This is a genomic window from Streptomyces sp. NPDC021749 (assembly GCF_040640655.1).
Lineage (GTDB): Bacteria > Actinomycetota > Actinomycetes > Streptomycetales > Streptomycetaceae > Streptomyces.
Window position 1 is genome coordinate 59,241 of record NZ_JBFACE010000042.1, and the last position, 8,522, is coordinate 67,762.

6 protein-coding genes are annotated in these 8,522 nt (G+C 71.8%); all 6 read right to left on the bottom strand.

Annotated elements, in window-relative coordinates; translation table 11 throughout:
* Positions 1–149: 149 nt before the first annotated feature.
* On the bottom strand, positions 150–1,784 hold the full coding sequence (gene cimA, locus AB0G35_RS30825; protein WP_360956264.1) for a citramalate synthase: 1,635 nt from the start codon (positions 1,782–1,784) through the stop codon (positions 150–152).
* A 284-nt stretch (positions 1,785–2,068) separates the two neighbouring features.
* A complete protein-coding gene (locus AB0G35_RS30830; RefSeq protein WP_360956266.1) occupies positions 2,069–3,460 on the bottom strand; it encodes a S28 family serine protease in 1,392 nt (463 codons plus the stop codon).
* A gap of 96 nt (positions 3,461–3,556) precedes the next feature.
* On the bottom strand, positions 3,557–4,885 hold the full coding sequence (locus AB0G35_RS30835; RefSeq protein ID WP_360956268.1) for an MFS transporter: 1,329 nt from the start codon (positions 4,883–4,885) through the stop codon (positions 3,557–3,559).
* Between the two features lie 104 nt (positions 4,886–4,989).
* Positions 4,990–5,607: a TetR/AcrR family transcriptional regulator gene (locus AB0G35_RS30840; protein ID WP_360956270.1), complete on the bottom strand. Its 618-nt coding sequence runs from the start codon at positions 5,605–5,607 to the stop codon at positions 4,990–4,992.
* 35 nt (positions 5,608–5,642) lie between these two features.
* Positions 5,643–6,683 (bottom strand): agmatine deiminase family protein, encoded by a 1,041-nt coding sequence (locus AB0G35_RS30845; protein ID WP_360956272.1) that lies wholly within the window; start codon positions 6,681–6,683, stop codon positions 5,643–5,645.
* 62 nt (positions 6,684–6,745) lie between these two features.
* A complete protein-coding gene (locus AB0G35_RS30850; RefSeq protein ID WP_360956274.1) occupies positions 6,746–8,434 on the bottom strand; it encodes an urease subunit alpha in 1,689 nt (562 codons plus the stop codon).
* Positions 8,435–8,522: the final 88 nt, after the last annotated feature.

The window sequence follows — 8,522 nt, forward strand, 5'->3', positions numbered from 1 at the left end:
GCCTACAGCATGCCCGTGTTTGCGGCGCCTCCCACGTACCCGGCCGTCCCGCCGCGGGGCGTGCTCGCCGCTGCTCCCCCGCGCCCTTCAGGCAGTGGGGGAGCAACGGCGGGAAACCACAGCGGCGCCGCAGACGGGTACGTGGGGGGTTATTCCTGGGGCTCGACCCCGGCCCGCAAGAGGCCGTACGCGTACGCGTCGTCCAGGGCCTGCCAGGACGCCGCGATGACGTTTTCCGCTACGCCGACCGTGGACCACTCGCCGCGGCCGTCGCTGGTGGAGACCAGGACACGGGTGATGGAGCCGGTGCCGAGGGCCCCCTCCAGGATGCGGACCTTGTAGTCGACGAGTTCCATGTGGGCGAGCTGGGGATAGATCCGCTCCAGGCCCACCCGCAGGGCCCGGTCGAGGGCGTTGACCGGGCCGTTGCCCTCCGCGGTGGCGACGATCCGCTCGCCCTTGGCCCACAGCTTCACGGTCGCCTCGTTGGCGTGCGTGCCGTCGGGGCGGTCCTCGACGATCGCCCGCCAGGACTCCACCGTGAAGTAGCGCAGCGCCTTGCCGCGGACCTCCTCGCGCAGCAGCAGTTCGAAGGAGGCGTCGGCCGCCTCGTACGTGTAGCCGGCCAGTTCGCGTTCCTTGACGCGTTCGACGACCCGGCCGACCAGCTCGCGGTCGCCGCCCAGGTCGATGCCGAGTTCCTTGCCCTTGAGCTCGATGGAGGCGCGGCCGGCCATGTCGGAGACCAGCATCCGCATCGTGTTGCCGACCAGCGCCGGGTCGATGTGCTGGTAGAGGTCCGGATCGACCTTGATCGCGGAGGCGTGCAGCCCGGCCTTGTGGGCGAAGGCGGAGACGCCGACGTAGGGCTGGTGGGTGGAGGGGGTGAGGTTGACGACCTCGGCGATGGCGTGCGAGATCCGGGTGGTCTCGGCGAGCTTGCCCTCGGGCAGTACCCGGCGGCCGTACTTGAGCTCCAGCGCGGCGACGACCGGGAAGAGGTTGGAGTTGCCGACCCGCTCGCCGTAGCCGTTGGCGGTGCACTGGACGTGGGTGGCGCCGGCGTCCACCGCGGCGAGGGTGTTGGCGACGGCGCAGCCGGTGTCGTCCTGGGCGTGGATGCCCAGTCGCGCTCCGGTGTCGGCGAGGACGGTCCGGACCACCGCGGTCACCTGCGCGGGGAGCATCCCGCCGTTGGTGTCGCAGAGGACGACCACGTCGGCGCCGGCCTCGGCGGCCGTGCGGACGACCTGCTTGGCGTAGACCGGGTCCAGCGCGTAGCCGTCGAAGAAGTGCTCGCAGTCGAGGAAGACCCGGCGGCCCTGGGACCGGAGGTAGGCGACGGTGTCCCGGACCATCGCGAGGTTCTCCTCGGGTGTGGTCCGCAGCGCCAGTTCGACGTGTCCGACGTGGGACTTGGCGACCAGGGTGATGATCGGGGCTTCGGAGGCCAGGAGGGCGGCGACCTGGGCGTCGTCCTCGACGCGGACGCCGGCCTTGCGGGTGGCGCCGAACGCGACCAGCTGGGCGTGCTTGAAGTCGATCTCCTCGCGGGCGCGCTGGAAGAACTCGGTGTCCCGGGGGTTGGCGCCGGGCCAGCCGCCCTCGATGAAGCCGACGCCGTACTCGTCGAGGTGCCGGGCGATGGTCAGCTTGTCGGCGACGGTGAGGTTGATGCCCTCGCGCTGCGCGCCGTCGCGCAGGGTGGTGTCGAAGACGTGGAAGTCGTCGGGCACCGCGCCGGCGGGACGGGTGGCGGGCGACGGGGAGGCTGCGTCCGTCATGCTGGTCTGGCTCCTGTCGGGTTTCGGTCTACCGGAATGACCGGTGCCGCCGCCCCTCCATGCTCCCTCGCGCTCCGCCTCCGGTGGGTGTGTGCCGGAAACGAAAAAACCTCTCGCGGGTGCGAGAGGTCTGCGCGCGGGTCTGGGACGACGGTGGCCGCGCCGTACTCGGGTCGTACGGGGCGGTCACTGCGGACCGGCGCGCCTGCTGCCAATAATCATGGCGAACGAGAGCACGGTCCGCAGTGTGCCATATCGGACGCATCGCATACCCGGCCGTCTCACTATGCGGGCGGCGTGTCCACTGCGGCCCAGCGGCGGAGCGCTGCGGTGGCCCGTGCGCGGTCCCGGGGGGCCAGCTTGGCGAGGGTCACGGCGTGGTTGGCGCCCGGCGCCACGTAGACGTGGGCGTCCCGGCTGCCCGGGCCGGTGCGGAACGGTTCGGCGCGGGTGGGGTCGTTCTCGCCGTAGACGAAGAGCAGCTCACTGCCGTGGTGGCGCACCCAGCGGTCGATGTCGGGCATGGCGCGGGGCCGGAAGCGCATCGGGATGCTGCGCGGTACGTAGTTCCGCATCGACTGGATGCCGGGGTGGCGGAGCAGCCCGGCCAGGTGGGGCGCGGCGAGGTCGACGAAGCCGAGCTGGGTGCCGAGCTGGTAGTAGGAGGCGGTGACCGGGGCCAGGTAGTGGTCGGTGTAGGCGGGCACCAGGGAGGTGGTCGTCCACCAGTCGTACAGCTCGTCGGAGGCGGCGGACGGTCCGGGGATGCGGTCGCAGGCCGCCTGGTCCGAGCGCATCCAGAAGAGCATGGGCAGCTGCAGCACGGTGAGTTCCAGTACCCGGTCGGCGCTGCCGAGGGTGTGGAAGGTGTGGCCCTGTTCGGCGCCCCAGCGCGCGAGACGGCCCGCCATCTCCGCTCGCCGGTTGCCCAGCAGCTCGCGCTGTACGGCGGTGAGCGCGGCCCGGCATCCGGGGGTGCCGACCCGTGCGAGGAAGCGGTCCACGGCGGTGTCGTCCCGGTCGTCGGTGTTGTCGGGGGCGGAGTACGCCACCGAGCCGGCCACGTCGTGCGGGTAGAAGCGCCGGTGGTAGACGGTGGCCATACCGCTCTTGCTGCCGCCGGTGGAGATCCAGGCGGCGCGGTAGACCTGCTTGAGGGCCTGCACGATCCGGTGGAGGTCGCTCGCCGCCTGCCGGATGTCGAGCTTGGACCAGTCGGTGGGGTGGGGCGTGGAGGTGCCGAAGTAGCGGTGCTCGACGCTGATCTGGTTGCCGTCGAGGATCGTGGCCGGCTCGGAGCGGAAGCCGGGGTCCTGGTAGTCGAGGTCGTAGCCGTTGGTGTACAGCACCATCGGCCGGGCGGTGGCGCGGTGCAGCAGGAACAGCCGCTGCTCGAAGGTGCCCCGGTCGGGGTGCCGGTGGTCGACGGGCTGGCGGTAGCGCAGTTCGAGCGCGCGGTAGCCGGCCGGGGCGGGGTTCTCCTTGACCACCCGCATGCCGGGTACGGCCGAGAGCCGGGCGGTGAGGTCGTCGGCGGCCGGGCGGGACGCGGCCGAGTGCCCGGTGGCCGGACGGGGCGTGGCGGGCCGGGCCGCCGCCGTGGGCGGGGCGGCGAAGCCCGCCGCCAGCAGGCCGGTCAGCAGCAGGGGTACGAGTGGATGCCTCGTCTTCTTCATGCCTCCAGCCAAGCGGTCGGGGGGCCGCCCGCGGATCCCCCGGGAACGGGAACGGCCTCCCACCGGCGAGGGAGGCCGTGCGCGGGCGGGCGCGGGTCAGTCGGCGACCGGCTCCCGGCCCGGCGTCCGCGCGGCACCCGCGGGCGCCTCGGTGCCGACCCGGTGCAGATCGATGGTCCGGGTCTCCCGCATGGTGAGGTAGACGATCAGCGAGACCGCCGCGCAGCCCGCCACGTACCAGTAGTAGCCGGACTCGATGCCGCCGTCCTTGAACCACAGGGCGACGTATTCCGCGGTGCCGCCGAACAGCGCGTTGGCGATCGCGTAGGGCAGTGCGACGCCCAGCGCGCGGATGCCGGTGGGGAACAGCTCGGCCTTCACACAGGCGTTGATCGAGGTGTAGCCGGTGACCACGACCAGCGCCAGCAGCGACAGCCCGAGCGCCGGCCAGAAGCTGCCGGCGTGCTTGAGCAGCGTCATGATCGGCACGGTCAGGAAGGTCGACCCGATCGCGAAGGTGATCAGCAGCGGCCGCCGCCCGATCCGGTCCGAGAGCCTGCCGGCGAACGGCTGCAGGCACATGAAGAGGAACAGCGCGCAGAAGCTGACCAGCGAGGCGGTCGGCTTGGGCATCCCGGCGCTCTGCGAGAGGTACTTGGTCAGGTAGGTCGTGTACGTGTAGTAGGCGACGGTGCCGCCCATGGTGAGCGCGATGACCAGGAACGCCTCGCGCTTGTGGGCCAGCAGCGCCTTGATCGTGCCGCGCTCCGGGTCGGTCTGGGCGCCCTCGTCGTGGGCGTAGACCTCCGTCTCCAGCATGGTGCGGCGGAGGTAGAAGACGATGCCGGCGCCCAGTGCGCCGACGATGAAGGGGATCCGCCAGGCCCAGCTGTGCAGTGCGTCCTCGGACAGGGTGCGCTGGAGCACGATCTGCAGCCCGAGGCCCAGCAGCTGGCCCGCGGTCATCGACACGTACTGGAAGCTGGAGGCGAACCCGCGCCGCCCTTCGGCGGAGGCCTCGGTCAGGTAGGTGGCGCTGGCCGCGTACTCCCCGCCGACCGAGAGGCCCTGCAGCATCCGGGCGAGGAGCAGTACGGCCACCCCGCCGTAGCCGGCGGCGGCGTACGTGGGCGCGATCGCGATCAGGACGGCCGAGGCGGACATCAGGGTGACGGTGAGCGTCAGCGCGGCCTTGCGGCCCTTGCGGTCGCCGATCCGGCCGAGCAGCCAGCCGCCCACCGGCCGCATGAAGAAGCCGACGGCGAAGATCCCCATGGTGTTCATGAGGTTCGCCGTGTCATTCCCCTTGGGGAAGAACGCATCCGCGAAGTACACCGCGAAGCTGGCGTACACGAACCAGTCGAACCACTCGACCATGTTGCCGGCCGAGCCGACCCAGATCTTCTTCCACTGCTCTCGTCCCATAGCCGATCACGGTCGCGGACCGGTCGGCCTTCGGCAAGGGAGAGCACGGCAACGATCGGGCGTATTTACGTGCGTTGTGGTCACACGGCCGGGTGCCGCGCCGGCTACGGGCACGCCACGTTGAGCGATTCGTCCAGGAAGTCCCGTATGTGGTCGCGGACCTGCTCGCGGTCGGTACCGGGGAGGCCGACGACGAGGTGGGTGCCGAAACCGTCGAGGAGGGCGCGGGTGCGGGCGGCGAACCGTTCGGCGTCGACGGGGCGGAACTCGCCCTTGGACGCGCCCTCGACGAGGAGCGCCACCAGGTCGCGGTGCCAGGCCAGTTCGAGTTCCAGCTGGCGTTCGCGGGCCTCGTCGTCGGCGTTCTGGGAGCGGTTCCAGACCTCCAGCCAGAGGGTCCAGCGCGGGTCGCGGTGGCCCTGGGGGAGGTAGAGGTCGATCAGCGCGTCCAGCCGCTCGCGGGCCGGGACGCGGCGGGAGAGGGCGGCCCGGCGCTCGGCGCCGAGCTGCTCCTCGCTCCACTGGAGGGTCTGCAGCAGCAGCTCGTCCTTGGTACCGAAGTAGTACAGGATGTGGCCGCTGCTCATGCCGACCTCGCGGCCCAGGCCCGCCATGGTCAGCCGGTCCAGGCCCTCCGCGGCGATGGTGGCCATCGCCGCGGCCAGGACCTGCTCGCGGGGCTGGTTGAGCCGGCGCCGGGGACGGCGCGCGGGACCGGTCACGGGGACCTCCGGGTCGGCTGGACGGGGCCTTGGGATCAGGCCTTCGGCTGCTGCTGGGTGATGCAGTGGATGCCGCCACCCGCTGCGAAGATCGTACGGGCGTCCACGAGCGTCACGGTCCGTCCGGGGAACAGCCGGCGGAAGATCGCGGCCGCCTCCTCGTCCCGCGGGTCGTCGAAGGCGCACAGCACGATGCCGCCGTTGCACTGCAGGTGGTTGATGTACGAGTAGTCCACCAGCTCGCCGTCCGCCTCGATGACGGTGGGCGCGGGGATCTCCACGACCTCCAGCCGGCGGCCCTTGGCGTCGGTGGCGGCGCTGAGCAGCTTGACGATCTCGTTGCAGATGGCGTGGTCGGGGTGGTCCGGGTCGGGCTGGGTGTGGACCATGACGACGCCGGGGCGGGCGAAGGCGGCGACGATGTCGACGTGGCCGCGGGTGCCGAACCGGCCGTAGTCGGCGGCGAGGCCGCGCGGCAGCCAGATCGCCTTGGTGGTGCCGAGGTGGGCGTGGATCTCCGCCTCGACCTCTTCCTTGGTGCGGTCGGGGTTGCGGCCCGGGTCGAGCTGGACGGTCTCGGTGAGCAGGACCGTGCCCTCGCCGTCGACGTGGATGCCGCCGCCCTCGTTGACCAGGGAGGTGGCGTAGCGGCGGGCCCCGGCCAGCGCGCCGACCTGTTCGGCGATCTTCTCGTCGAGGTCCCAGCGGGCCCATTCCTGGGCGCCCCAGCCGTTGAAGACCCAGTCGGTGGCGGCGAGATTGCCCTTGCCGTCGGTGAGGAAGGTCGGGCCGATGTCGCGCATCCAGGCGTCGTTCAGCAGCCGTTCGACCAGCTCGATGTCGTCGCCGAGCAGCTCGCGGGCGCCGGCCAGCTGGCCGGGGCCGGCGACGACGGTGACCGGCTCGTACTGCCGCACCGCGCGGGCGACCGCGGCCCAGGCCCGGCGGGCCTCGGCCAGCGTCGCGCCGCCCTCCTCGCCAAAGGTGAAGTTGGGGCCGGGCCAGGCCATCCAGGTGCGCTCGTGCGGTGCCCACTCCGGGGGCATGGCGAAGCCGTCGGCGACGGGAGTGTTCATGTGGGGTCCTTGGGAGGGAGCCGGTGCGGTCGGCGGACACCGGTGGGGTCGGAAGCGGTGGGTCAGAGGAAGTACAGGCGCGACAGTGAGACGGTGTCGGCCGGCTCGGAGCGCATCGGGTCGCCGTCGAGGGTGACCAGTCCGCTGCGGGCGTCGACCTGGACCTGTCCGACCCGGGAGTTGTGGACGAGGTTGCCGGGGCCGATGCCGCGGGTGCCGCGGACCGCGACCCGGCGGCGGCGGGTGGGCATCGTGTCGTTGCCCTGCTCGACCGCGGCGCCCGCGACGAAGGCGACGGAGATCTCGGCGGGCGTCGCGCCGTGCGCCCCGAACTGCGGTCCCAGCACGAGTGGTTCGCAGGTGTCGGTGGCGGCGTTGGGGTCGCCGGTGACGCCGTAGGCCGGGAAACCGGACTTCAGCACCAGCTGCGGCTTGGCACCGAAGAACTGCGGCGTCCAGAGGACGATGTCGGCCATCTTGCCGACCTCGATCGACCCGATCTCGTGTGAAAGACCGTGCGCGAGGGCGGGGTTGATGGTGAGCTTGGCGATGTAGCGCAGCACGCGGGCGTTGTCGTCGTGCGGGCCGTCGCCCTCCATCGGGCCGAGCTCGGCCTTCATCTTGCCGGCCATCGCGAAGGTGCGGCGTACGGTCTCGCCGGCCCGGCCCATGCCCTGGGCGTCGGAGGAGGTGATGCCGATCGCGCCGAGGTCGTGCAGGACGTCCTCCGCACCCATGGTCCCGGCGCGGATGCGGTCGCGGGCCATGGCGGCGTCACCGGGCAGGTCGGTCTTCAGGTCGTGGACCGAGACGATCATGCCGTAGTGCTCGGCGACCGCGTCCCGCCCGAAGGGGAGGGTGGGGTTGGTCGAGGAGCCGATGACGTGGGGGACGCCGGCCATCTTCAGGACGTTGGGGACGTGCCCGCCGCCGCAGCCCTCGATGTGGAAGGCGTGGATGGTGCGGCCGTCCAGGACGCGCAGGGTGTCCTCGACGGTGAGGCACTCGTTCAGGCCGTCGCTGTGCAGGGCGACCTGGACGTCGTGGTCCTCGGCGACCCGCAGCGCGGTGTCCAGGGCCCGGGCGTGCGCGCCCATGTCCTCGTGCACCTTGAAGCCGCAGGCGCCGCCCTCGGCGAGCGCCTCGATGAGCGGGGCGTCGCCCGAGGAGGAACCTCGGCCCAGGAAGCCGATGTTGACCGGCCAGGCGTCGAAGGCGCTGAACGCATGGCCCAGCGCCCAGGGGGAGTTGACGCCGACGCCCCATACGGGGCCGAACTCCTGGCCGATGATCGTGGTCACGCCGGAGGCCAGCGAGGCCTCCATGACGCGCGGCGAGAGCAGGTGGACGTGGGTGTCCACGGCGCCGGCGGTGGCGATCATGCCCTCGCCGGAGACGATCGAGGTGCCGGTGCCGACGACGACGTCGACGCCGTCGAGGGTGTCGGGGTTGCCGGCCCGGCCGATGGCGTGGATGCGGCCCTCGCGGATGCCGATGGACACCTTGCGGATGCCCTGGACCGCGTCGATGACCAGGACGTTGCTGATCACCACGTCGCAGGTCTCGCGGACCGCGGCGGCCTTGAGCAGCAGCCCGTCCCGGGCGGTCTTGCCGAAGCCGGCCAGGAACTCGTCGCCGGGCTTCTGGGCGTCCGACTCGACCCGGACGACCAGGCCCGAGTCGCCGAGGACGACCCGGTCTCCGGCGCGCGGGCCGTGCACCGTCGCGTACTCGTGGGGATCGATGCTCATTAGAGGACCATCCCTTCTGCAGCCCTCTTCGGTAGGGTTGTGACCTCTCGGTCCCGGTGGGTGCATGGCCAGTAGTGCGAGCCGTTCG